This is a genomic window from Oleiphilus messinensis, from assembly GCF_002162375.1.
Lineage (GTDB): Bacteria > Pseudomonadota > Gammaproteobacteria > Pseudomonadales > Oleiphilaceae > Oleiphilus > Oleiphilus messinensis.
In genome coordinates, this window is record NZ_CP021425.1 from 2,653,907 (window position 1) to 2,677,101 (window position 23,195).

Sequence of the window (23,195 nt, forward strand, 5' to 3'; positions counted from 1 at the left end):
TGACTACGTTCCCTGTAGAGGCCTGCAACGCTATGGTTCCAAGATCGTGGTTTCAATGTAACCAACACGCTCAGTCTATGAATTTGGCGGGGCTAAGTCATTGCGATAAAAGGAAATGATTTTGTTATTTGCGGCAAGACGTGGAGTTTGGTGATTCCATGTGACCTGGATCACGATCTTCGGGTAAGATAGTGATCGCCGAAAAAATAAAATCTAAAAAGGACTTTTATGATCCAATGCATCATCGTGGTGCTGGTCGTTCAATTTTTGATGGGCTGTGCGTCACATGGCTTACCGGAAGCGACACGTAAAACTTCAGTATTGGTTATCCCGCTGGAAATCGCGAACGAGAGTTCCGGCAGTTGGATTAACCACTTTCAACTCGAACTTGTTCCTGTTGCGCGAGAACCTGTTGCCAATGGTTTGAATGTGCCGGTGCCGACCGAATCAACAGATTTTATATTGGTAACAGAATTGGCTCCGGGCGCTTATGCGATTGCCAATCTTGTCAGTTTTCTGGCTCCGGAATGGCAAATAGGCCGTGGGGGGGATCGGCGGGTGTGGAATGTAAATTTGCCATTTGATCTGTATCCCGGTGAGGCGACGTTGTTCAATCACAGGCTGAAGATTCGACAACGTAGTTCGGGTGATGGCCGGATATCAACGCAATATTATTTTGACCGGCTCGAAGGGACGGAGATGAATGAGTTTGCCAACCAGTTTGAGTCGCAGGTTCAAAATGCGGACTCGTGGCAGGTAAATTATCAGACTGAATGATGCAAGATGGCATTGCTAAAGGAAGGCATAGCTACAGGATGGTTTTTTTAAGTCCGCATGCCCAGATGTGAAGTACAGATCACCTGGGCATACCCGTATCAGTCCGTGATTTTCTGTTTGAGCCTGTGCAATCCTTTGATGATACTTTCTTTTAACTGCGACTCGTCCAGACCAATAACTTCGCCTTGGTGAGTTCGTAACTTACCATCAATAATGCCGTACTTCACGTGGGCAGGCTCTCCCGCCATTAACGGGGCGTGCAGGGCGCTATGTATGCCAGCATAACGCAGGCCGGAGATGTCGAATAGCGTCAGGTCTGCTGCCATGCCGACACTAATCTCGCCGACATTGTTTAAGCCCAGTATTTCTGCGCCACCCCGGGTACCCCAGGAGATAACCTGCTCGACCTGGGTGGCATCGGGTCCGTGCTGGCTGCGGTGAATTAACCACGCCAGATTGAGTTCCTGTAACATCGATGCGTTCTCGGACGATGCCGAACCATCAACGCCGACACTGATTGGCATACCGGCATTTTGCATCGCAATGAGTGCGGCGATACCACTGCCCAAACGGCAGTTGGAGGTCGGGCAGTGGCTGATACCGGTCCCGGTTTTTGCGAGCTGTTCGATGTCATCTGATGTAGCTTGTACCAGATGAGCAAAATAAACATCCGGCCCCAACCATTCAACGCTTTCCGCGTAGGCTACTGCAGATTTGCCATATTTGAGTTGGGCTTGTTGTTCATCAAAGCCGACTTCCAGTAGGTGACTGTGGAGTCGCAGTTTGTTTGCTCTCGCAAACCGTGCCAGCTCAATAAGGTGATCCGGTGCTGCACCGTGGATCAGGCTGGTGGGCGCAACGATAACCCGTTGCATGGCTTGGGCGTTATCTTGATGATACCGGCTTACGCTCCGTTCCAGACGCGCCAGCATTTGCTCCAGTGATTCCGGATTTAATTTTGCTTTTTGCATGCCCTTGTGACTGCCAGTAATCGTTGCGCCACCCCGACACAGGGTAAAGCGAATACCGATATCCCGCGCGGCCTGCCACAAAGCATCTTCCAGTTCTACAGGAGTATCCTGATGGTAAAGGTAGTGATGGTCTGCACAGGTGCTGGTTCCGGAGCGGAGCAGTTCATAGAATCCCAAGAGTGCAGACGCGTACATCAAGTCCGGATCAATATGCGGCCAAAAACGGTAGGGAACATTCATCAGCCAATCTGCCAAACCCTGGTTCATCCCCTCGGGTACGGCTTTTAAAACGGATTGTGCAAGGTGATGGTGGGTGTTGACGAAACCGGGATAAACAACACAATCCACGGCATTGAGTACCTGTTCTCCCGGCTGCAGGGAAAGCCCGGTACCTACTTCGGTAATAATACCATTGGCGATGCGGATATCCGTAACGGACTCGGCATGACCGAAAACGGCGGTCGCGCCTTGAATGAGATAGTGCATGGTAACTCCATTGCTCTGTTTGACAGAAGATTCGAATGAATTCGAGCAATGTCCCAGAAGTGTTTCAGAGGGGTACTTCCTGACCGCTTATACTCGGTGGTGATTCAATTTAAAGTTGTTTTTGCTGGAATGCAAGCCTGACTGAGCTATGTCGATAGGGATAGGTTTGTGTTGCACCAAAGTGGTATTCTGGTGTCTGGAATGGCACTGAAATGGTGCTTAATGATGGCGCTTCGTGCCAGCCTGTAGCGATTATCTTGTTTATTGTCTGGAGATTTTTCATGTTGGCATGGTGCTTGTATAGTCATCCCTGTGTGTAGGTTGAATGGCCTGTCTGAACCCTGGATTGTATCGGATGTACAATTACAGGTTCCTCTTTCAGGTCACGCTGCATGCACTAATTATTTTTGGAAAGTTGAGTAGAAGCTGTCAGGTTCTTCTAGCAGAAGAACTGGGTCATTGCTCATTTAAATACTGAACCGGCATTGCTGGAGGGTTTGGTATGGATGATGGTGACTGGCTTTCTACTGTAACGTTCATCGTGCGTCCATTCTATTGCGCTCTCCACATGCTGTTTTACTCACAGATTTCCGGAGAATACGATGAATATGGCATTCCGTTCTAAAACCACCCCCACGCGATTGTCGACCCGCTTGAAAAAAGCCGCTACTGCGCTTTTACTCGGCACTTTCAGTTCACTTTCACTTGCGATGGATCAAGTTACCTTCCAGCTGGACTGGTTGCCCGGTGGCGACAAAGCTCCCATCTATGTTGGTATGGAGCAAGGCTATTTCAAAGAGCAGGGGATTGAAATTAAAATCTCCCATGGCCGCGGCTCGACCGATGCGTTAACTAAAATCTCAACGGGTATTGCTGATGTCGGTCTGAGTGATCTGGTGGCATTGCTGGTCGCTAAAGCAAATGATCAGGTGCCGATTTCGGCGGTTTACTCGGTTTTCAGCCAGGCTCCCCATGCTTTTTTCACTGTCTCTGATTCCAATATCAGCAGTGTTGCTCAGGTTGAAGGCAAGAAAATTGCGACCTCACTTTTTACCTCTTCCAATATCTTCCTGCCATTGCTGTTTTCCGTCAATAACGTTGATGAAAGCAAAGTAAACGTCGTCAAGGCAAACCCTGGTGCGTTAAACCCCATGTTGTTAACCGGGAATACAGATGTCGTTATCTCCTGGATTACGGATGTCGAGAAATACAAGGCCCAAGCGGCTAAAGCGGGTAAGTCGCTGACGGTATTGCCTTGGTATGACGCCGGTCTGGATTTCTACTCAACAGCGGTTGTTGCCAGTGACCGATTCCTGGCCGAACGCCCTGACGTGGCCAAGCGTTTTATCAAAGCCTTTGATAAAGCGGTCAAATATACGTGGGAAAATCCGGAGAAAAGCGGCTCTGCGGTACACAAAATCGTCCCGGAAGTTGAAGTCGACGTGGCTGCCGACACCATTCGTTCAATTCACACGCTCGTTCACAATGATGTGAGTAAAGTGCACGGTCTGGGGCACTTCGATTCAACGCGACTGGCCACGACCTGGAAGTGGACTGCTAAAGCTCAGGGGTTGCGGGAAGGTGCATTTAATCCCGAGGCCGCTGTAAACCGCGATTATTTTTCGGAGTAAGCTATGAAACCCTATGTGTCATTCAATCACATCGGGCAAACCTATCGACTGGCGAATGGCCAGTCTATGACCGCTTTGCGTGATGTAAACTTTGAAATTCAACGCCATGAATTTGTTGCGGTGGTGGGCCCCAGTGGCTGTGGCAAGTCCACGCTGTTGCGTCTGCTATCCGGGTTATTGATTCCGACTGAAGGGCAAGTCGAGATCTTCGGTAAGCCGGTAACTGAGCCACAAGACGAAGTCGGGATTGTCTTCCAGAAACCCACGCTCTTGCCCTGGTTATCCATTCTGGACAATGTGGTATTCCCGCTGCGCCATAAACGCGGATCGGTAACCCCCAAGGATCGGGAGCGGGGTGAGCTATTGTTGAAAAAAGTCGGTTTGGAAAGCTTCCTGAATCGGAAACCGGATGAGTTGTCGGGGGGGATGCAGCAGCGAGTCGGCATTGCCCGTGCACTGTTGCTTTCACCGGACATACTGATTATGGATGAACCGTTCTCAGCGCTCGATGCGCTGACCCGGGAAGAGATGGGCTTTGAATTGCTGAAAATCTGTGGGGAACAAAAGAAGACCACGTTGTTTATCACGCACTCAATCAGCGAAGCCGTATTGCTTGCCGATCGAGTGCTGGTGATGAGCCCCAGACCGGGCACGCTGGTTGATGACATTCCGATTAATTTGGCGAAACCGAGAGATATATCGACAATCCATTCCCCGGACTTTGCGGCCTACACCAAACGGATTCGAGATCATATTTGTAACCCGAATGTGCTGCCGGAAGCGGTATAGGTGATGAACATGAAACTTACTGAGACCGTTTCGGTGCGTGCGCAATTTCAGAAATTTTTGCCGTTGTTGACGCTGTTGTCCATCTTCCCATTGTGGGAGCTGGGTTGTGCCTTGTTGAGCGTGCCCGATTTTGTGCTGCCCAAGCCCAGTGTCATCTGGACGGCATTTGTTGATGTCGAAACTCAGCGCTGGTTAATCCACTTATGGGCAACACTGAGGGTGGCGTTACTGGGTTTTCTGCTGTCGATAGTGATCAGTATCCCACTGGCTATTGTCATGGTGCGCTCAGCGTTTTTGACCAAGACGTTGTTTCCCGTTCTTGTGGTGGTCCAGTCGACGCCGGTAGTGGCAATCGCGCCACTGATCATCGTTATCATGGGCACGGGAGAAGCGCCCCGGTTGGTGATCACCTGCTTGATTACTTTTTTTCCGCTGGTGGTTTCTACCACAACAGGCATGATGTCGACACCGCCGGAGTTACTCGAACTGTCACGCTCTTTACGGGGCGGCGCGATTCGTGAAATTTGGCAAATCCGGCTGCCTTTTGCGGTGCCACATATCTTCAGTGGCCTCAAAGTGGGCATTACGCTAGCGATCATCGGTGCTGTGATTGCCGAGTTTGTAGCAGCAGAAGAGGGACTGGGGTATTTCGTTCAGTTTTCGACATCCTATTTCAAAATACCGCAGGCTTTTGCAGCACTGTTCTTTTTGTCGATAGTGAGCCTGGTGTTGTTCAAGTGCGTAACCTGGATTCAAACCCTGTGTTTTCCCTGGAGTTTGCCCAAGGATGAAAAAAGATAAGCAAAAAAGATCGAAACTGAATAGCTGAATTTCAGTTAAGTGGAACATGGAGTAGAAGCGGCAGGCTGTTAACTGTCTTGAAAAGCACTGACAGTCAGGCATTGCTCCAATAATCGGCTTTAAGAGCCTTACTATTGGAGAACCATATGAGCACGATAAATGAGATTAATACGACTAATGAAAGTAGCCGTAGCAAAGAGTACGGTCTGAATGAACTGAATTTCGAAACGATGATCGGAGGGCAGGGTACCGAGAATAATGCCCGCATTATACCGATTATCAGTTTTGCCGAGTTTGATACCCGGCGAGAAGAAATCACTGAACAATTATGGCACGCGGCCACCGAGGTTGGTTTTTTTCAACTGACCGATCATGGACTTGATTTACCGCTGATCCAAGCTGCATTTGAGGCTTCCGAGCGGTTTTTTGATTTGCGGGAAAGTACCAAGAGTAAGTTTCCCCTGAAAAGCGGATTAAATGCGGGCTGGGAATTTATGGAGCAGGTTAGACCCTCGACAGGAACTGCAGACCAGAAAGAATCCTATCAGGTTACGTTACCCCATATGGATAACCTGTTCCCGAATCAGACAACTTTACCAGAATTTCAGCGGGTTATCCTGAGTTTTGAATATCAGGCATGGCAGCTAGGCATGCGCGTACTGTCGTGCTTTGCCGATAAGCTGGGCTTTCCAACTGAATTTTTTACGGACGCTCACGCCCGTGACTCCGAGCACTTCCAGAGTACGTTGCGCTTGTTGCATTACTTGCCGATGGTACGAAGTGATCAGGCTGAAGGCATGTGGCGCGCCGGAGCCCATACCGACTTTGACTGTTTGACCATGGTCTTTCAGAAAAGTGGTCAGGGTGGTTTGCAGGTGTGTCCGGGAAAAGATGCGATGAATGAAGGACAGCAACAACCTTCATGGACGGATGTTATCCCGCAGGATGGGCTGATCACCTGTAACATCGGTGATATGTTGATGCGTTGGAGTGACGATAAGCTAAAATCGACGCTGCATCGGGTGCGAATGCCCAGAGCCGATGAATATCAGGGGGCACGTTATAGCATGGCGTACTTCTGTCAGGCGAACAAAGATATCATAATTCAGGGACCGGAGAAAAAGTACGCAAAAATCAGTGCTGAAGATTACTTGCTGCAACGGATTAATGCGAATTTCGCCTCCTGATTTGTGTGCTATCAATCTAAAGTACGAAAGCCTGAACCCTGTGTAAAGTCTGGCAGGGCTCAGGTTTAATAGCTCAGGTTTAATAGCTCAGGCAGGGTGAACCGGGCTTACCGCGTTTTGCCTTTTAGGATACGGCGTTTCATCTGGTATCTTAACCATGCGCCGTAACCGGAGGAAACCTTTCCACCCAAACCGTCCTGAAGGCTCCAGTGATCATTCCACGGTGCTGGAACCCGTTGTGCATTCACGTAGAAATTCACACAGCTTTCAAGATTGAGTTTTTCCCAATTCCGGTAGACAAAAGTGAGCTCGGAACTGGTGATACTCACATAGGGAGCACTTTTGTTTAGCGGCTCCTTGAATGCCACTTTGGTCAAGTCGCCCATGCCATCCAGTACAAAGTGGATTTTTGCCCCCCCGGTCGTGAACGCGGGTTGGGTTGCGATCATCTTGATGCCGTGCTTACAGGCTTTTCGAATTGACTTGGACCATTGCAATTCAATCAAGTCGCGTCCATCGCGCTTTTCTTTTTTCAGTTGGGATTCATTCAGGTTGAATACCGTGTTGGGGGCGAATGAAGAGTTCATCAAGGTGTCATGATACACCTGCTGAAACATTTTTTGATTCGTACTGTTGCTACGAGGCCGCTGTTTCCCGGTATAGTCGATGACATGGCTGCGTTTGTTGCTATTGCTGAGATCGCGAATACCCCGGAAGGCATTGCCATTCCCGATACCAAAATGGTTGTTGTACTCATCGCAATAATTACTATGCAGCGCCTGCATGTAAATCGATTGGCACCGTCCAGGATGAATGCCATAGATCAAGTCGCCCCGGTTCATATCGTAGTTATGAGAAAACTGGCTCATAAACAAAGGTACTTGTCGTTCCGGGTAACTTGGCGTCAAATTCGGATAGGTGTAAATCAAGTATTCCAACGCGTCGTAATATTTTTTACGCTTGTCCTTCGGAATTCCGTTTAATGATTGCAAGATCCACTCTTTGGGTTTGGGGTTTGAGTCTTTCACCAATGAATAAAGCTCGGTTAGTGAGCTTTGCTTTTGAAACCCGGTCGCTTTTTCAATTCGCACATTCTGGTTTACCGCTTTAACTTTCTTGTCAAACGTACTGAAACTCCACATAGATTCCTCGACTACTTGGCATCGTCCCCGGAAATTTGGCTCTCGTTCAAATTGAGCAACGGGACTGGTTGATTGATAGAAACTGTTATTGTTTGGATCTGTGCCGCTGAAGACCTGTTCCTTGATGTTGCGTATGGTCAACAAGGTGTGAAGTCGTGCGTCAGACTGTCCTGTTCTTTAAAAGCGCGCTTTTGGGCGAAATACCCTCAAGAAATATTGCAGAATGTAAGTGTGTGTAATTAAGTGTGCCATGCAGCTCGTTGCCGTAGATACCCGATTGGTTGCAGACTATTCTGTGATTGATGAACGTTGCCACTAAATAATCCGGTATAAATCCATACCGAATTGGCATTGGCTGTTGGAGCAAGTCGATAGAGGAGTCGTCATGTCCGGTATTGTTGACCTTGAAGTTTTGTTGCAAACCTTACAGCCAACCTTGATGGATGTTGAATATGTGTTTTGCACAGTGCACGGCGAGTTGGCAGATTATTTACACCTGAATCCGATTGCAACTTTTTCGGAACCCGAAGGACTCACCTTGGTGCTGCCGCAATCTGTGGCACAGAATGCGGGATTGAAGTTTGAGTCCAGCTTCAGGCAGATTCTGCTGAAGGTACACTCCAGCCTTGAGGCTGTGGGTTTGACTGCCGCCGTGTCATCTGCGTTGGCGAAAGACGGTATCAGCGCCAACGTTATCGCGGCTTATTATCATGATCATATTTTCGTGCCGTCAGAAAAAGCCTCACAGGCCCTGGAAGCACTTCTGCGAATTGCTCAGCGTACTGTTTAACTCAATCAGGCTCGCGGCGTTTTACCTGTCCAGTTCTTGTATGCTTTAGAGAAGGCGCTCCGGTCGCGGTATCCCAGTTTCGATGTAACCTCTTCAATACTGAGTTCTGGGTCGGAAAGGTAAATTGTAGCCAGTTCCAATCGGGTTTTTTCCAGCAGCAGGCGAAAGGTTGTGTTTTCGTTGGCAAGCCGTCTATCAAGTGTCTTTTCACTGATCGCGAAATGATCGGCGACTTTTACCTTGGTGTGCTCACCGTTTTCCAGTCTCGCTCGTATAGCAATTTTAACTTTGTCGGTAAAATATGCCTGCCCGGAAAAGTGCAGGGTATTGAGTTTGGCCCGGAGGTGTTGATGGTACTCTGAGTCTGCACTGTGTAAGGGGGCTTTACTGAGCGCCATCGGAATAATCAGGCAGGTTCTGGCGGCACCAAAAGTCGGGGTGAGGTGCAAGTATTGCAGGTATTTTTTTAAGTCGGTCAGCGGTTGATGTGCGAAGCAAATCTCGATGTTCTGATACTCATCTTTGATGACCCAGCGCAGGTAATTTGCCAGTATGGCAATTGCACCTTCTCCTACTATGTGTGCTCCTGCTTCGGTAAACGTATTTTCAATCGTTACAACCAGCGTGTCTCCTTGTTCTGATACCTCAATCTGAATCAAGTTATGGTACGCCCCTGGAAAGACCGCAACACTTTCAAATGCCTTCTGAATTGTACCTGCTGTCATAAAAAGGTAGCCGAGGCCATTAAATACATTTGGTGAAATAAAAGGTGCGAGCTTAAGACCGATTTCGACATCCTTGACGAGGTTGATAACGGTGTTCAACGTTAACTTTGCATAGTCATTGTCCTTGCGCTCGTGTAGATGAAGGGCGGCGTCATCAATAAAAGCTGCCAGGGATGAAGACAGGTCTATACCTTTAGTGTCCACCAGTTGCAGCAGCATGGTGAACAGATTGTTTTGGGGCTCTTGCATATCATTATTTTTGTAGTGATTTGGAATTTTGGAAAAAATATCCTTGCTCAGGTGCGTAAATTAACGTGACTTGGTAGTCAATTACAATGGGGTGTCCAAAAAAGACACAGCCCTGTCGGTTGTTAGACATAGTTGTTTTTTAATCAGCACGCCATAGTGGCGGCTTTTAAAACAACTAAAACAACTAGCAGGGCAAGGGTATGATCTTAAACGGGCGAGTATTCGCTGTTATTTGCAGCGTAGGCTCCTTCATTGGCGTGGGAGACGCTAGCGCCGAACTTGAACAGTTGGCGGATATGGATTTGCGCGAACATACGGGTCAAGCATTCATCGCGATTGATCAAAATCGGTGGGAAAATCGGGATTATATCCGGGTTAACCTGGGGATGGACATTGCCGTGCAAATGAATGCTGACGACGTTAAATTGGGAGAGTATCACCGTTATGAGAACGGTGATGCTTGCCATGATTGTAATGGCTCAGAATCCGGTCTTGAGGCCCAACCGGCAGACTTGTGGTTAAAAAACTTTTCGCTGGGAACCATTGCAGAGGAAAATGGAGTGCAAAGTGATGGGCAGTATTATCAAGCGGGACAGGTTGTTCCCTTTAATATCACTGATCCGTATCTGGAATTCGCATTGGAAGATAATGTGCCAATCGGTATTCGTTTGGGATTTCGTGGGGCCCAGGGCGTTTTAGGTGCGAATATTCTCAGTTTAACGGGAAATTTACCTGTCGATATCAAAGATACCGCCCGTGCGTTACGTGATGCACCAAACCGACCCTGGTGGATTGATGTCGCTGGTGCTCTATTAGGCAATACGCCAGTCGAGTCCAAAGCTCAACTGGTTACGGGGCCGAATGGTTCGGCAGGGAATTATGACTATTCTACGGGTGGGATTCTCGATCCAGTGCGCGCTAGCTGGATAGGCATTCCGGATGGCGCACCATTTTCGATTGGCCCGATTTTTCTGATTGGGACCATTAATTTTGCAACAGATAGCTGTAACTTGTTTGGTATCCCGACCTGTTTTCCACTGAGCATTTATCAGAGTATTGATATTGGTGAGCGACAAAACGATAACACGTATAAACCTGTCGATGGTTTATTTTCCTCCTTTCAAACACAGGATTTGAACTGGTTTAATCCAGACACTGCCCGTGCTGTCACGGCGACTCAGGGTGCGTTTCTAAATATTCCCGACGGCGGTATAGAGCTCAAGTTAAGCGAAGCTTTTAATGGGTTGCCAAGGCAACGGGTAGAGTATATTGATCGTGGGGTTGGTTTGTTCTGAAAAGATCATGGTATAGATTGTGCGGGCTTTATTGAACCAGAAGCGCGTATTGTACTAATAGTTTCTCAGCGTTTTGCCGGGGACATTGTATTACCTGAGCGGATATCGCGTTCTGCTATATTCATTAATTTTAATAGCGCGATAGCTTCATCTTTGCGCTGAGCTTGGTGTTCTGATTCAATTCTATAAACTGGTTTTCCACTTTGAGTGATTGTAATTGGCTCCTCCAAGTCTAATTTGGCGGCATTCTGTTTGAGATAACTGATGGTTTCAATTCTCATGTCATTTCCAAAGCATCACTGATTAATGAGTCTGATTATAGTTCATAAATGGACTGATTAAAACATGCGCTATTCAATGTTATGTTCTACCTTCAGGACTAAAAAAGGGCCAGGTGGAGGATGCCTGGCCCGAAGGGCTGTTTTATGGAGTGTGTTCACTCCCAGCCGTCAGCAAAAGGAATTAGCTTTTTGAGGTTTGTGTTCCGAGTGGTGCGGTCAAAGTGTCCATCTCTTGTGCGTTGCTGGTTTGTTCGACGCTGTCTTTGGCGAGATAACGTCTGACCAGATAATAAAATACCGGAGTCAGCATCAAGCCGAAGAGGGTTACCCCGATCATGCCGGAGAATACCGCTACGCCCATTGCCTGGCGCATTTCTGCACCGGCACCGCTTGAGAAAACCAGAGGTACTACGCCCATGATAAATGCGAGTGAGGTCATCAGGATCGGGCGGAGTCGTAATTTACTGGCTTCGACCACTGCTTCGAACAAGGGCAGACCCTGATCTTCTTTCTCTTTGGCGAACTCCACGATCAGGATGGCATTTTTCGTGGCCAGCCCCACAAGTACAATGAGCCCGATCTGGGTGAAAATGTTGTTATCACCCCCGTGAATAATTACGCCAGTGATTGCTGATAATAATGTCATGGGCACAATCAGGATGATCGCCAATGGCAGTGACCAGCTCTCGTATTGGGCAGCCAGCACCAGAAATACCAGCAATACGACTAATGGAAAGACATAAATCGCCGAATTGCCCGCCAGGATCTGTTGATAGGTCAGGTCGGTCCATTCGAATGTCATGCCGTTAGGTAATTCTGCTTCGAGTAGTTTAGTCATCGCGGCCTGCGCCTGACCGGAGCTGAAACCGGGCCCTGCTGCACCGTTGATTTCGGCTGTTGGATAGCCGTTGTAGTGCATTACTCGATCCGGTCCTGCCGTGTGGTTCACATCCACGAACGACGCCATGGGAATCATATCACCCTGATTATTGCGCACTTTCAAACGGGCAATCTGATCGGCCTCAATTCGGTAATCCTGCTCTGCTTGTACGTTTACCTGATAAGTGCGGCCAAAGAGGTTAAAGTCATTCACGTACAGGGAACCAAGATACACTTGCATGGTTTCGAAAATATCGTTTAAGGGCACACCATGGGTCATGGCTTTGGCGCGATCCACGTCCACGTCGATTTGCGGAACTTTCACCTGAAAACTGGAGAATACACCGGTGAGTTCCGGGGTTTGCCATGCTTTCATGATGACTTTTTGAGTTTGAGCAAAAAGTTCGTCGTAACCAAGACTGGCCCGATCTTCAACTTGCAACTTGAAGCCGCCAATGGTGCCCAGTCCACGGACAGGTGGTGGCGGGAATATGGCAACAAATGATTCCTTGATGTTACCAAACTGCTGATTAAGTTGTCCTGCAATGGCATCAGCCGACAGACTTGGGTCTGTCCGTTCTTCAAACGGTTTCAGCGTGACAAAGACAATACCGGCGTTGGGACTGTTGGTGAAGCCGTTAATCGATAGACCCGGAAAAGCAACTGCCGACTCCACACCGGGGTGTGCCATGGCGATGCTGGACATCTCGCGAATTACGGACTCCGTGCGATCCAGACTTGCGGCGTCTGGCAACTGAGCGAAAGAGACCAGATATTGCTTATCCTGACCCGGTACAAAACCGCTTGGCGTCGCAGAAAATTGTTGATAGGTGAGGGCCAGCAGACCGCCATATACGATGACGACAATCGCACTGCCACGAATCATTCGTTTGACACCGAAAGTGTATACGTTCGAAAGCCCTTCGAAAAAGCGGTTGAATGGTGCGAATAACCAACGTCCAAACAGCTTATCCATGATCCGGGTCGGCAAGTCTTTTTTATCCCGATGATCTTTCAACAACACTGCTGCTAACGCAGGGCTCAGGGTGAGTGAGTTGAACGTCGAAATGATCGTCGAGATGGCAATTGTCAACGCAAACTGTTTATAAAACTGCCCAGTCAGACCCGATATAAACGCAGTGGGTATAAATACGGCGCTCAGTACCAGTGAGGTGGCGATGATGGGGCCGGTAACTTCGCGCATCGCCTGTTGGGTTGCTTCAAATGGGGTTTTGCCCAATTCTATATTCCGTTCCACATTTTCAACGACCACAATGGCATCATCAACCACGATACCGATTGCCAATACCAGCCCAAAAAGTGAAAGCGCATTTAGAGAGAAGCCGAACAGGTGCATTACCGCAAAGGTACCCACAAGTGATACCGGTACGGCGACCAGCGGGATAATCGAAGCTCTCCAGGTTTGCAGAAACAATACCACTACGATTACGACGAGAACGATGGCTTCAAGCAGGGTTTTCACGACCGCTTTGATCGAGCCTTTTACAAAAACTGTTGGGTCATAAACAATCGAGTAATCGACGCCATCGGGAAAGGTTTCCTTGAGTTCGGCCATTGTCGCGCGAACATTATCGGATATTTCGATTGCATTGGAGCCAGGCCGCTGAAATATGGGCAGGGCTGCAGCCTGCTTGTTGTTCAGCAAGGAGCGTAATGCATAGGAATTTGCGCCCAGTTCAATACGGGCGATGTCTTTCAGGCGCGTTACTTCGCCATTGGAACCAACACGAACGATGATGTTTTCAAACTCGGACTCGGACTGTAAGCGACCTTTTACATTGATGAGTAATTGATAGTCACTGGTGCTGGAGGCTGGCGGTGCACCAATAGCACCCGCAGCGGCCTGTCGGTTTTGTTCCCGAATGGCCCGGATTACATCGCCGGTCGTTAGTTTCAAACTGGCGACCTTGGCCGGATCCAGCCAGATGCGCAGGGAATAATCGCCCGCTCCGAAAACTCGGACTGCGCCGACCCCGTCAATGCGAGATAACTCATCCTTGACTTTCAGTACCGCGAAATTAGACAGATATAACATGTCATAGCGGTCATCCGGTGAGGTGATATGTACCACCATGGTCAGGTCGGGTGAGGATTTTTCCGTCACGACACCTTGTTGCTGCACTTCAGTTGGTAACCGTGGCAGGGCACGACTGACCCGGTTCTGGACCTGTACCTGAGCATTATCGAGGTCGGTGCCCAAGGCAAAGGTGACTGTTAGGCTCAATCTGCCATCCGCTGTGGATTGAGATGACATATAGAGCATGTTCTCCACGCCGTTGATTGCCTGTTCAAGTGGCGATGCAACGGTTTGTGCAATGACTTTCGGGTTGGCCCCGGGATAATTAGCGGTAACCACGACCGTGGGGGGCACCACTTCAGGGTATTCCGTGATCGGTAGCTGGAATACTGAAATGGCCCCGGCAATAAAAATCAGGATAGAAAGTACCGCCGCGAAAATCGGGCGGCGGATAAAGTATTGAGAAAAATTCATATATCTACTCCGAACGCTATTCTTCTGCGTAACCGGTATTAACCGCGCGGATCCGTTGCCAGTGCCGGGGATTTTAATGCTGCACCCCGTTGATCTGCAGTTAATGGCGCTGACAGCCGTTGCATGCTGTTCTCTACCAATTGTTGTTCATCGCGCAGTGTTGCGAGGTCATCCGGACTAAACATGGCGACAGTCTCCGGTTGCACTTGTACCCCGGGACGCACCCGTTGCAAGCCATTCACGACGATAATGTCGCCCGCCTCAAGGCCACTGCGGATAATACGCATATCGTTAACTTTTGGTCCCAGTTCAATGCCCCGGTACTCAACATGATTCTCTTCACTCAAAACAAGAACGTATTTGTTATTCAAATCCGTACCAATTGCTCTGTCCGTGACCAGCACGGCGTTGTACGGCGCTTGTGCTGCAAGCTTGATTCGGGCAAACAATCCGGGAGTGAACCGGTGTTCCGCATTACTGAATGTGGCTCTTACTCGGATGGTTCCGGTTTGCGGGTTGACCTGATTATCGATAAAGTCGAGCGCGCCGAGGTGTGAGTAATCCTGTTCGTTTGCCAATTGCAAAAAAGCCGGGGATTTGTACTCGCCGAGATCTCCCATGCTGTCACCTTGATACAGGGTTTGGTATTTCAGGTATGACTGCTCATCCGCATCAAAGTAGGCATAGACTTCATCCACTGAAACCAGACGGGTCAGTTCGGTCACACCGGCGGTAACATAATTGCCTTCAGTGATCTGTGCGTTTGAAATCCGGCCTGAAATCGGTGCCGTGACCCGAGCGTAGCTCAGGTTGAGCTCTGCAGACTGAAGTGCAGCGTGGGTTGCTTCCACATTGGCTGCAGCCTGATCCCGCTCCGCAGCGCGATTGTCCAATTGCTCTTCAGAAATTGCATTTTGCTTGCGCAGGGATTCTGCTCGTTTCAGATCATTTTTAGCCAGGGACAGACGGGAAAACGCGGCTTTAAGTTCAGCGGTCAACCGCGATACTTCTGCTTTGTAGGGTTTTTCATCGATTGCGAAAAGTAAATCACCTTTCTGTACGAGAGATCCTTCGGTGAACGCAACTTGCTCGATATAGCCGGACACTCTGGGTCGCAAGACGACTGTTTCGGGGGCTTCCAGCCGACCTGTGAACTGATCCCACTCGGTTATGGTCTCAAAGAGCACCGGGGCTACGGATACTATTGGCAGCTGAGGTTGACTTTGTGCAGGTGTTTCATTGCTCGGTGCACTGCATGCGCTAACGAAAATGGCCGTAAATACCCCCAGAATAATTTTGCGAGATGTGGTGAAGCGTTCTGAATTCCGTTGTTCGTTTGAGTCCGTTGTCATGACTTTCTCCTGGAATTGATAAATCCTGCTCTTAAATGGAAACAATCTGCCGGATGGTGGTGCGGATGAATCTTCAGAATTAAAGCAACCTGTGCTGACACCCCTCTGTCAGCAGTAATTGTTTCCAGTAAAACTTTTAAACTGATTGCATTATCTGGTGGATGACCTATATCGTCTAATTTATATTTGGTACCTAAATCCTGCAATCTATATGTCTGAATCGATTCGATACGACTATAGCGACATTTAGTGTCGATGGATCACCATTTTGCACACCATGCAACTGAAACAAGCGTAATTCACTTGATTGGACTGTTTAAATTATAATCATCTCTATCGTCAACCGGAGCAACAGGCCAAAGTCTGCCTGACTCCAAATCTGGAATTTGCTTAGTCGAAGAATTTAAGTATAGGTATTTTGGTCAATGAATAAACGACAGCTTTAACCAGTCAGCCCACGGAGTTGGGTGAAGATGGTTGCTCGGAACGTTGACCTTAAGCTGATTCCCACCACGCAAGAGTTGTCCAGCAGTACGTACCAGAAAAGTTCGGATAGTTTGAATTTCCCATCGTTTCAATTCGTCATTATCGCTCAGTAGTGCCATCCAGCGTACCGTGTTATACGCCAGCACAGCGCATTGGAAAATTAATGAGCTGGCCATGAAATCATGGCTCTTGATTTGCGCCAGCCCCATTTGGTTCTTAGCTTCATCCAACCAGGTTTCACAAGTTGCGCGCTTTCCGTATGTCGTGTGTGCTTGCCAAGGAGACAACCGCTCTGTGGTTACGTAGCAGAAGTAGTCGTAAACGGGCTCATTCAGCAAGGCTTGTTGAGGGCCTTTGGTGATGAGAGCAGTTTTACGCCGCACAGCAACAAAGCGACGTGACCGCTCCCATTGACCGCATTGATGGAAAAAGTCACACTGTTCCCAATCGGTATGACCCGGTACTCGTTGCCAAGCTTGCTTGTCCAACAAAGCGGCAAGGCCTTTGAGTTTCACTTTAATCAGGTAACCATGGCGAGCCTGATCCAGCCAGTCCATGAGCTCTCCAACAAAGAATCCTGAATCACCTCGGAATAGCAGCCGCATTTTGGGTGGCATCTGCGCAGAAAGTTGCTGCATGAAGCCTACAATGCCGTTGCTGGTGTAGGTGCTGCCACTGCGCAACCATGCTTGCAAAATTTCTTTGGTGTGGCTGCAAAAGGCAACCAGTGGATGATAAGAATTAGAGCCTTTTTTCGTTGGGTTGTAGCCTTTTTCAGCACCTTCCTGTTGACCGTAAACGGTTTTGACAGTCGAGTCCACATCAATCCAGCCTCGATAGAGGGTTCCGGGCAACCAAGTACCGGACTTCAATGCTCTATGCCAAATTCCCTGACGCAAGGTGTGATTAATCTGTTCGAGCTGGGTGACATGCTTGAGCTTTCCACGACGGAAAATACGACCCAATGTACTGTCATCTGGAATCGATAGCCACCCCCCCACTTCACGCAGCACCTGATCTGCCCACACAGAAACCACCTTCCTGAGCGAAGTGGCACCGGCGATGATGCCGATAATCGTTAGGTAGATTGAGTCGCCCAAGCTGTAACGAGCCGTGTTGCCGCGTTGCAAATCAAGATGCTTCTGGCAAGCCTCGGTAAAACCGATGTGATCGAGGAAATGCATGGCAGGGATAATGCCAGCTTGACTAGTCAGCTTTTTTCCGGTGTGTTGATAGCGAATTTTTGCGGCTGGTTTTTTGGCACTTTTATGGGTATTCTTGATCATGAAAAAGGTGACTCTGATGTGCTTGGTTGTTTGATGATAACCAATTGAATCAAATCGCCTTTTTCTTTTCAAGTACAATGTTGTTTGCAGAATTTAGGTGGTATTTAATACATCATTAATGTGAATGAAATATCATATGCGTGAATGAATGGGTATACTGGTATATTGAAAGCAAGCCTGAGCAGTTCCAAAAGCCGTAGAGAAAGATGAATGAAAAATGTTGATTTAAACCTGTTGATTATCTTTGATGCCATCATGACTGAAAATTCAATCAGTTCGGCTGCGGAGCGGCTGTCCATGACCCAGCCTGCGGTTTCCAATGCAGTTGCGAGGATGCGACAAGTCTGGAACAACCCGTTATTTATCAAAGAAGGGCGGGGTATTAAGCCTACCCAGTTTGCCCTTAACCTTTGGCAGCAGATTAATTCACCGTTAACCCAGATTCGAGATGCGGTTGACCCGAAAAGTTTCGATCCGGCAACCGCCCGGCGTCGTTTCCGGGTCGCCTGCGCCGATATTATGGTGGATCTGGTCTGGTTACCGATGCGTAAATTGATAGAGCGTGAGGCACCCAATATTGATTTACATGCTATTCCATATTCCCGGCTGAACTCCCAAACCTTGCTTGCCAACGCTGAAGCTGAAATGGTCATTGGCGTGAAAGATGACCTGAGACCGTCAGACCGAAGTGAACTGCTGTTTCGGGGTGAATACGTCTGTGCAATGCGTAAAGATCACCCGCTTGCCAGCGAAGAATTGACTCTGGAGCGCTATCTTGAGGCCGATCATCTGCTCGTGTCCTTGTCAGGTGATCCGTCCGGATTTGTGGATGAGGCACTTAGTCTGATTGGCAAAAAGCGACGGGTAGCCATGACGGTAAACCACTTTGCCTCGGTACCACAGATGTTACTGGGTACGGATCTGATTTGTGTTATCGCCAATACTGTAGTGGCAAAAGCGGCGCTGGCGGGAGAGCTCCATATCACCGCACCACCGGTAAGTTTTCCGCCCACACAAGTTGCTGTAGGCTGGCACCCGAGAGATGATCAGGATCCGGGCATTATCTGGCTACGGGAGAATATCACCCGATTTGCCCGTCAGGAGTGGGAACGTTGTGGGCCGGCTTGTTGCTTGCAATCAAACATGGCAAAACTCACTCGGGAAACCCGCCCGCCGCTACAGTAGTCCTGAAATCGGGTACTGGTTAGACCGGTTCAAGCACACTCAGCGCTTTCACTGCGGCGGATGTGCGGTTTTCCACGCTGAGTTTTCGGAATATCTGTTCAAGGTGTTTGTTCACAGTTCTGGGGCTGACACCCAGAATTGTGCCGATTTCACCGTTGCTTTTGCCTTTGGCAATCCACAACAGTACTTCAGCTTCCCGGGCTGTGAGGTCCAGGCTGTCTTTTAAGCGCTCCGAATCACTCGGTTTTTGCAGGTCTACCAAGCGCAGTAGATGTTCGTTGTTTTTGGCGTTGCCAATATATTTTATCTCGACCGGTTGTTCATTGATCTTCAACATCAGGCCTTTGTCTTTGTTGAAGTGGCTGGACAGTACGAGTTGAATCTGATTTTTGAAGGTATTTCGGTGGATGAGCAGGGCACTCAGCATTATCTTGATGTTCATATCGCCTACCGTCAGGCTTGTTTGAACGCCATCGAATATTTGACCAAGTTTGGTTATACCAAAGCACAAGCCTATGCGATTCTGGGAGTGGCACCTGTTCAGGGCCATATTAGTGGTGTGGTGGATATTCCTAACGCTTGTGCCACGTTATGGTTGCCTACGGATATCTTTGAATTTGATGTTCAACCTAATGCGGATGGACCGGAAATCAAGCTTGATGGCAGTGTTGATATTCCGTTGTCCCTGGATAAATAAGGAGTCTTGATATGCCAGTGTACGATTACAAATGTCGAGAGCATGGCTTGTTTCATGAGCTAGCAACGCTTGAGGGCAGTGCGCAACCCTGTGCCTGTCCCTTGTGCGGTGTTCCAAGCCCGAGAGTGATCATGATTCCGCCACAGGTGCTTGCAATGGCCCCGGAACAGCGCAGGGCGCGGGCCGTGCAAGAAAAAGCAAAGCATGAACCTATTGTTTCGACGCTGGATTCTCGAGCCGAGGCGAGTGACAAGGCTGATTTTTACCGGCGAAAAGAAGCAACGGGTAGTCATGGCAGACAGCAGCCGGGTCAGTGCGGCTGCAGCCATGAACATCGATCGGATCAATCGTCTTTAAAACAACAGGTGGTTTTCTTGCCGGATGGCAGCAAAATCTTCCCCTCCCAGCGACCGTGGATGATCAGTCACTAACTGATAGCAGTCACTAATTTGATGGCAAGCATCTGGCCAACAGGGATGTGGCTGGCTTATCAACAAGGTTCTCGGTAGTTGTTCTACTGGTGTCCCCGGAAGATGATTGTTGCAGTATTGATTGAGGTTGATTTATTTCCCCGTGTCTCATCCCTATTCATTTGCGCTACAATGATGTTTTGTCCTCGGAGGTAAGGGGGAAAAATGAACATAAATTACGTTGCGCTAGCCGCGCTGTTTTCGTTGTTTATGAGCATTCGGGGTATTGCTGCACCATTAAGTATCTGTATCGTTGACATTGAAAAATGGGGTGAAGAGGATAAGCTGACCGGAGAAATCAAGGGGGTATATCCAGATCTGTTTAATGTGTTCCAGAAGCGTAGTGGTGTCGAGGCTATTCGTCGTCTTGCCCCTTACCCCAGGGTGATTGAATCATTGAATAGTGGTGTATGTGATATTAGCATCACCTTGATTGCGACCGGCTCGAATGATATCCAGACTGGTAGCGAGCTTTACACGATACGAAGAGGTGTAATTTCTGCTCGCGATTTGCCTATTACTCAATACAATCAAATGCGAGGTTTACGGGTTGGCGTGATTCGACATGCAGCAGTTACCGCGCAGTTTGATAATGATAAGAATATTGAAAAACTTGGGTCCGTGAAGTATCGGAACCTCTTGAATATGTTGTCCTTGGGCCGTATCGATGCCGTTGCAGGTGATATCGATATCATGTACGCAATCGTAGAAACCGAACCCAATCTGGCACCTTTTGCCGAGCCATTAGTCTTGAGTGAGCTGCCGATTAATTTCATGATGTCTCGAAAATCAGCCTATCTGGTTCGGTTTGCGGAGTTTGATGAGCTGTTTCTCAGACTGAAGGAGGAGGGGGTTGTCAGAAAAATAGTTCACGAGTGGCTGGACACAGAAGACTGAGGCCTGTTGACGTTTCAGGCTCAACCCTTTGGGCCAGCGCTATTTTAAAGCTTCTGCTATTTGTGACAGCTCACTTATGAGGTCACATTGTTGGTGCAGGAATAACAGCTCCTGATCATCGGTAAACAGTATCTGTTCTAACTGAGCCAACCGCAAATCCAGATCACCCTCGATTTCAGGGGCAGTCCCTTCCATTGGTTTGAAAGTCAACGTTTCGGTTTTGAACATATCGTTGATACGGCGACTGTTTTTGGCTTGCTGGATCAGGTGGCTCAGTTTGGACATAAATTTCGAACAGTGTAATCAGTAAAGCGTCATAGGGTAGCGGCCCCAGGCTTTGATTGCAATAAATGTTGCATTCACGATGTGGAGCCTTCGGATTGCGGCTTTTGTGCTTCATCGGCTTGACCATGGGCAGGTTTGCTTCCCGTGTAGTCGGTGAGGTGCTCACAGGTTTTTTTCATTTCCTCACCCATTACCTGCTCCAGTGTGATAAAGAGCTTGCTGTACTGACTGCTGAATTTGATGTCTTCTGTCAGTGATTGCCAGGCCTCATAGAGCTCATCCTGGTGTCGTTTCTCGATATCGACGAATGCTGCTTTTACGATATCAGCATGGCGCTTGTTGAAGCCGAGACCCATTAAAACCTGCCCGCCCAACTCAAGGGCTGAGTGATAGGTTTCTGCAATAATATGATCTGCACCGGCTTGCCGGAGTTGGTAAAGGTGGCCCCGATCAAAAGCGCGGGCCATTACTTTAACATGGGGATGGTGTCGTTTTACCGTTTGGGTGATTTCAACGGAACGGATTTTATCATCGATTGCGATGACGATGCACGCTGCATTGTCAATTCCGGCGGTGTGCAAGAGATCCAGCCGGGAGGCATCACCGAAGTAGCCTTTCATATCAAAGCGTCGGACATTTTCGACTTGGGTAATCTCGTGATCCAGCACCACGGTGTGGATACCGTTGGCGACAAGGAGTCGGTTTATGATTTGGCCAAAACGTCCAATACCGGCAATAATTACCGTTCCCTGTTCAGTGATTTCATCTGTCTCTGGGTCATTCTTTTTATGTTCAAAGCGCGGCAGGATGTAACGATCAAAGGCAATAAACAGGGCGGGTGTGAAGACCATGGATAAAGCCACAACAAGGGAAAGAAGTTGTACTGTGGCGTGATCAAGCACATGGTTTTGTGCTCCAAAATTCAACAGTACAAAGCCGAATTCACCCGCTTGTGCAAGTGAAAGCGAAAACAGCCAACGGTCACTGCCACGAATTCGGAAACTAAAGCCCAAGAGCAACAATATGGTAAATTTTATTGCCATGATACCCAGTGTAAGGCCAATTACTGAGAAAAAATTATCAAACAACAGGTTAAACTGAATACCTGCCCCAACTGTAATAAAGAATAATCCCAATAATAATCCCTTAAAGGGCTCTATCGTGCTTTCTAACTCATGTCGGAATTCACTGTTTGCCAGCACGACACCGGCAAGAAATGCCCCGAGGGCCGGTGATAAACCAACAAGACCCATCAGCGCTGATATCCCGATAATCAGCATCAGTGCGGTCGCAGTGAAGATTTCCCGCAAGCCTGATTTGGCGACAAACTTGAACAGCGGGTGGCAGAAATAGTGACCACCCGCGATAACTAATGCCACTGCACCTGCCATCACCAAACCGTAGGGCCAGCCTGAAAGGTGATTGGCGAGACTGATATCCGAGTGAGTCTCCCCGCCTAGGCCAGCACCCGATTGAGCGGCAGCATCCATCAACTCCGGTACCGCGAGTAGTGGTATCAAGGCAAGCATCGGGATGACCGCAATATCTTGAAAAAGCAGTACTGAGAATGCTGAGCGGCCACCGTCTGTTTTACTGAGTTGTTTTTCATCCAGGGTCTGCAACACAATTGCAGTGGAAGAAAGCGCAAAAATGAGACCGATTGTCAGGGCAACGTTAAAACTCTGATCAAAGACATTGATTGCAAGCAGGGTGACTGCGAGTGTGGTTCCGGCGACTTGCAGTCCACCCAGGCCCAGCAAACGGTTACGCATGTGCCAAAGCATCTTTGGCTCAAGTTCCAGGCCCACCAAAAACAGCATCATTACCACACCGAACTCCGCAAAATGCTGAATCGTTGCGGTCTCTTCTCCGACTAACCCGATCATCGGGCCGATGATAACGCCTGCTACGAGATAGCCGAGTACAGACCCCAGACCAAATCGTTTAGCAATAGGCACGGCAATGATTGCGGCGATGAGATAGATAAAGGCTTGAATAAAGTAGCCAGTCATAAGTGGGCCC

The 23,195-nt window shown here is 48.6% G+C and carries 21 protein-coding genes and 1 pseudogene; 11 read left to right on the forward strand and 11 right to left on the reverse strand.

Going from position 1 to position 23,195, the window contains the following annotated elements:
* Window positions 1–228 precede the first annotated feature (228 nt).
* Complete coding sequence (locus tag OLMES_RS11655) at window positions 229–777, forward strand: hypothetical protein (RefSeq protein ID WP_087461417.1); 549 nt, start codon at window positions 229–231, stop codon at window positions 775–777.
* A gap of 98 nt (window positions 778–875) precedes the next feature.
* Here OLMES_RS11655 and OLMES_RS11660 read toward each other — a convergent pair whose 3' ends face one another.
* Both OLMES_RS11660 and OLMES_RS27970 read right to left on the reverse strand, forming a co-directional pair.
* Entirely contained in the window at window positions 876–2,234 is a 1,359-nt protein-coding gene (locus OLMES_RS11660; protein ID WP_087461418.1) for an amidohydrolase family protein, read from the reverse strand.
* 109 nt (window positions 2,235–2,343) lie between these two features.
* Window positions 2,344–2,517: a hypothetical protein gene (locus OLMES_RS27970; RefSeq protein WP_157678273.1), complete on the reverse strand. Its 174-nt coding sequence runs from the start codon at window positions 2,515–2,517 to the stop codon at window positions 2,344–2,346.
* Between the two features lie 319 nt (window positions 2,518–2,836).
* Between OLMES_RS27970 and OLMES_RS11665 the strand changes: the two genes are divergently transcribed.
* From OLMES_RS11665 to OLMES_RS11680, 4 genes are all read left to right on the forward strand, one after another.
* Entirely contained in the window at window positions 2,837–3,865 is a 1,029-nt protein-coding gene (locus tag OLMES_RS11665) for an ABC transporter substrate-binding protein (RefSeq protein WP_232465322.1), read from the forward strand.
* A gap of 3 nt (window positions 3,866–3,868) precedes the next feature.
* The gene (locus tag OLMES_RS11670) at window positions 3,869–4,654 is read left to right on the forward strand and encodes an ABC transporter ATP-binding protein (RefSeq protein WP_087461419.1); all 786 of its coding nucleotides are present in this window, start codon (window positions 3,869–3,871) and stop codon (window positions 4,652–4,654) included.
* Window positions 4,655–4,663: 9 nt separating this feature from the next.
* Window positions 4,664–5,455: an ABC transporter permease gene (locus tag OLMES_RS11675; protein WP_087464458.1), complete on the forward strand. Its 792-nt coding sequence runs from the start codon at window positions 4,664–4,666 to the stop codon at window positions 5,453–5,455.
* Window positions 5,456–5,601: 146 nt separating this feature from the next.
* Window positions 5,602–6,642 carry an isopenicillin N synthase family dioxygenase gene (locus OLMES_RS11680; RefSeq protein WP_087461420.1) on the forward strand — a complete coding sequence of 347 codons (1,041 nt, stop codon included), beginning with the start codon at window positions 5,602–5,604 and terminating at the stop codon, window positions 6,640–6,642.
* 107 nt (window positions 6,643–6,749) lie between these two features.
* Here the strand turns inward: OLMES_RS11680 and OLMES_RS11685 are convergent, their stop codons facing one another.
* The gene (locus OLMES_RS11685; RefSeq protein ID WP_087461421.1) at window positions 6,750–7,784 is read right to left on the reverse strand and encodes a hypothetical protein; all 1,035 of its coding nucleotides are present in this window, start codon (window positions 7,782–7,784) and stop codon (window positions 6,750–6,752) included.
* Between the two features lie 385 nt (window positions 7,785–8,169).
* On the opposite strand from OLMES_RS11685, the gene OLMES_RS11690 reads away from it, so the two are divergent.
* On the forward strand, window positions 8,170–8,574 hold the full coding sequence (locus OLMES_RS11690; RefSeq protein ID WP_087461422.1) for an ACT domain-containing protein: 405 nt from the start codon (window positions 8,170–8,172) through the stop codon (window positions 8,572–8,574).
* Between the two features lie 5 nt (window positions 8,575–8,579).
* Here OLMES_RS11690 and OLMES_RS11695 read toward each other — a convergent pair whose 3' ends face one another.
* Window positions 8,580–9,548, reverse strand: a complete 969-nt coding sequence (locus OLMES_RS11695; RefSeq protein ID WP_087461423.1) for an AraC family transcriptional regulator — start codon at window positions 9,546–9,548, stop codon at window positions 8,580–8,582.
* A 200-nt stretch (window positions 9,549–9,748) separates the two neighbouring features.
* On the opposite strand from OLMES_RS11695, the gene OLMES_RS11700 reads away from it, so the two are divergent.
* Window positions 9,749–10,843 carry a hypothetical protein gene (locus OLMES_RS11700; protein WP_087461424.1) on the forward strand — a complete coding sequence of 365 codons (1,095 nt, stop codon included), beginning with the start codon at window positions 9,749–9,751 and terminating at the stop codon, window positions 10,841–10,843.
* 65 nt (window positions 10,844–10,908) lie between these two features.
* Here the strand turns inward: OLMES_RS11700 and OLMES_RS11705 are convergent, their stop codons facing one another.
* From OLMES_RS11705 to OLMES_RS11720, 4 genes are all read right to left on the reverse strand, one after another.
* Window positions 10,909–11,124, reverse strand: coding sequence for a type II toxin-antitoxin system Phd/YefM family antitoxin (locus OLMES_RS11705; protein WP_087461425.1), 216 nt, complete (start codon window positions 11,122–11,124; stop codon window positions 10,909–10,911).
* A 181-nt stretch (window positions 11,125–11,305) separates the two neighbouring features.
* Complete coding sequence (locus OLMES_RS11710) at window positions 11,306–14,515, reverse strand: efflux RND transporter permease subunit (RefSeq protein ID WP_087461426.1); 3,210 nt, start codon at window positions 14,513–14,515, stop codon at window positions 11,306–11,308.
* A 38-nt stretch (window positions 14,516–14,553) separates the two neighbouring features.
* Window positions 14,554–15,867 (reverse strand): efflux RND transporter periplasmic adaptor subunit, encoded by a 1,314-nt coding sequence (locus OLMES_RS11715; protein WP_087461427.1) that lies wholly within the window; start codon window positions 15,865–15,867, stop codon window positions 14,554–14,556.
* A gap of 422 nt (window positions 15,868–16,289) precedes the next feature.
* On the reverse strand, window positions 16,290–17,639 hold the full coding sequence (locus OLMES_RS11720) for an IS1380 family transposase (RefSeq protein ID WP_087459351.1): 1,350 nt from the start codon (window positions 17,637–17,639) through the stop codon (window positions 16,290–16,292).
* Window positions 17,640–17,849: 210 nt separating this feature from the next.
* On the opposite strand from OLMES_RS11720, the gene OLMES_RS11725 reads away from it, so the two are divergent.
* Window positions 17,850–18,824, forward strand: a complete 975-nt coding sequence (locus OLMES_RS11725; RefSeq protein ID WP_087461428.1) for a LysR family transcriptional regulator — start codon at window positions 17,850–17,852, stop codon at window positions 18,822–18,824.
* A 19-nt stretch (window positions 18,825–18,843) separates the two neighbouring features.
* On the opposite strand, the gene OLMES_RS28285 is transcribed toward OLMES_RS11725, so the two are convergent.
* Window positions 18,844–19,161, reverse strand: coding sequence for a helix-turn-helix transcriptional regulator (locus OLMES_RS28285; RefSeq protein WP_232465323.1), 318 nt, complete (start codon window positions 19,159–19,161; stop codon window positions 18,844–18,846).
* 39 nt (window positions 19,162–19,200) lie between these two features.
* Here OLMES_RS28285 and OLMES_RS11735 point away from each other — a divergent pair.
* The 3 genes and pseudogenes from OLMES_RS11735 to OLMES_RS11745 all read left to right on the forward strand — a co-directional run.
* A pseudogene (locus tag OLMES_RS11735) lies at window positions 19,201–19,521 on the forward strand (acetamidase/formamidase family protein); the annotation flags it as partial.
* 11 nt (window positions 19,522–19,532) lie between these two features.
* The gene (locus OLMES_RS11740; protein ID WP_087461429.1) at window positions 19,533–19,952 is read left to right on the forward strand and encodes a zinc ribbon domain-containing protein; all 420 of its coding nucleotides are present in this window, start codon (window positions 19,533–19,535) and stop codon (window positions 19,950–19,952) included.
* 204 nt (window positions 19,953–20,156) lie between these two features.
* On the forward strand, window positions 20,157–20,888 hold the full coding sequence (locus OLMES_RS11745) for a substrate-binding periplasmic protein (RefSeq protein WP_087461430.1): 732 nt from the start codon (window positions 20,157–20,159) through the stop codon (window positions 20,886–20,888).
* Between the two features lie 39 nt (window positions 20,889–20,927).
* Here OLMES_RS11745 and OLMES_RS11750 read toward each other — a convergent pair whose 3' ends face one another.
* Window positions 20,928–21,173: a hypothetical protein gene (locus OLMES_RS11750; protein ID WP_087461431.1), complete on the reverse strand. Its 246-nt coding sequence runs from the start codon at window positions 21,171–21,173 to the stop codon at window positions 20,928–20,930.
* A 74-nt stretch (window positions 21,174–21,247) separates the two neighbouring features.
* On the reverse strand, window positions 21,248–23,185 hold the full coding sequence (locus OLMES_RS11755) for a monovalent cation:proton antiporter-2 (CPA2) family protein (protein ID WP_087461432.1): 1,938 nt from the start codon (window positions 23,183–23,185) through the stop codon (window positions 21,248–21,250).
* Window positions 23,186–23,195 lie beyond the last annotated feature (10 nt).

Bases quoted from the DNA above. Each gene is read 5' to 3' on its own strand.
- OLMES_RS11655 (WP_087461417.1), top strand. From the start codon at position 229: ATGATCCAATGCATCATCGTGGTGCTGGTCGTTCAATTTTTGATGGGC.
- OLMES_RS11660 (WP_087461418.1), bottom strand. From the start codon at position 2,234: ATGCACTATCTCATTCAAGGCGCGACCGCCGTTTTCGGTCATGCCGAG.
- OLMES_RS27970 (WP_157678273.1), bottom strand. From the start codon at position 2,517: ATGAAAAATCTCCAGACAATAAACAAGATAATCGCTACAGGCTGGCAC.
- OLMES_RS11665 (WP_232465322.1), top strand. From the start codon at position 2,837: ATGAATATGGCATTCCGTTCTAAAACCACCCCCACGCGATTGTCGACC.
- OLMES_RS11670 (WP_087461419.1), top strand. From the start codon at position 3,869: ATGAAACCCTATGTGTCATTCAATCACATCGGGCAAACCTATCGACTG.
- OLMES_RS11675 (WP_087464458.1), top strand. From the start codon at position 4,664: ATGAAACTTACTGAGACCGTTTCGGTGCGTGCGCAATTTCAGAAATTT.
- OLMES_RS11680 (WP_087461420.1), top strand. From the start codon at position 5,602: ATGAGCACGATAAATGAGATTAATACGACTAATGAAAGTAGCCGTAGC.
- OLMES_RS11685 (WP_087461421.1), bottom strand. From the start codon at position 7,784: ATGTGGAGTTTCAGTACGTTTGACAAGAAAGTTAAAGCGGTAAACCAG.
- OLMES_RS11690 (WP_087461422.1), top strand. From the start codon at position 8,170: ATGTCCGGTATTGTTGACCTTGAAGTTTTGTTGCAAACCTTACAGCCA.
- OLMES_RS11695 (WP_087461423.1), bottom strand. From the start codon at position 9,548: ATGCAAGAGCCCCAAAACAATCTGTTCACCATGCTGCTGCAACTGGTG.
- OLMES_RS11700 (WP_087461424.1), top strand. From the start codon at position 9,749: ATGATCTTAAACGGGCGAGTATTCGCTGTTATTTGCAGCGTAGGCTCC.
- OLMES_RS11705 (WP_087461425.1), bottom strand. From the start codon at position 11,124: ATGAGAATTGAAACCATCAGTTATCTCAAACAGAATGCCGCCAAATTA.
- OLMES_RS11710 (WP_087461426.1), bottom strand. From the start codon at position 14,515: ATGAATTTTTCTCAATACTTTATCCGCCGCCCGATTTTCGCGGCGGTA.
- OLMES_RS11715 (WP_087461427.1), bottom strand. From the start codon at position 15,867: ATGACAACGGACTCAAACGAACAACGGAATTCAGAACGCTTCACCACA.
- OLMES_RS11720 (WP_087459351.1), bottom strand. From the start codon at position 17,639: ATGATCAAGAATACCCATAAAAGTGCCAAAAAACCAGCCGCAAAAATT.
- OLMES_RS11725 (WP_087461428.1), top strand. From the start codon at position 17,850: ATGAAAAATGTTGATTTAAACCTGTTGATTATCTTTGATGCCATCATG.
- OLMES_RS28285 (WP_232465323.1), bottom strand. From the start codon at position 19,161: ATGTTGAAGATCAATGAACAACCGGTCGAGATAAAATATATTGGCAAC.
- OLMES_RS11740 (WP_087461429.1), top strand. From the start codon at position 19,533: ATGCCAGTGTACGATTACAAATGTCGAGAGCATGGCTTGTTTCATGAG.
- OLMES_RS11745 (WP_087461430.1), top strand. From the start codon at position 20,157: ATGAACATAAATTACGTTGCGCTAGCCGCGCTGTTTTCGTTGTTTATG.
- OLMES_RS11750 (WP_087461431.1), bottom strand. From the start codon at position 21,173: ATGTCCAAACTGAGCCACCTGATCCAGCAAGCCAAAAACAGTCGCCGT.
- OLMES_RS11755 (WP_087461432.1), bottom strand. From the start codon at position 23,185: ATGACTGGCTACTTTATTCAAGCCTTTATCTATCTCATCGCCGCAATC.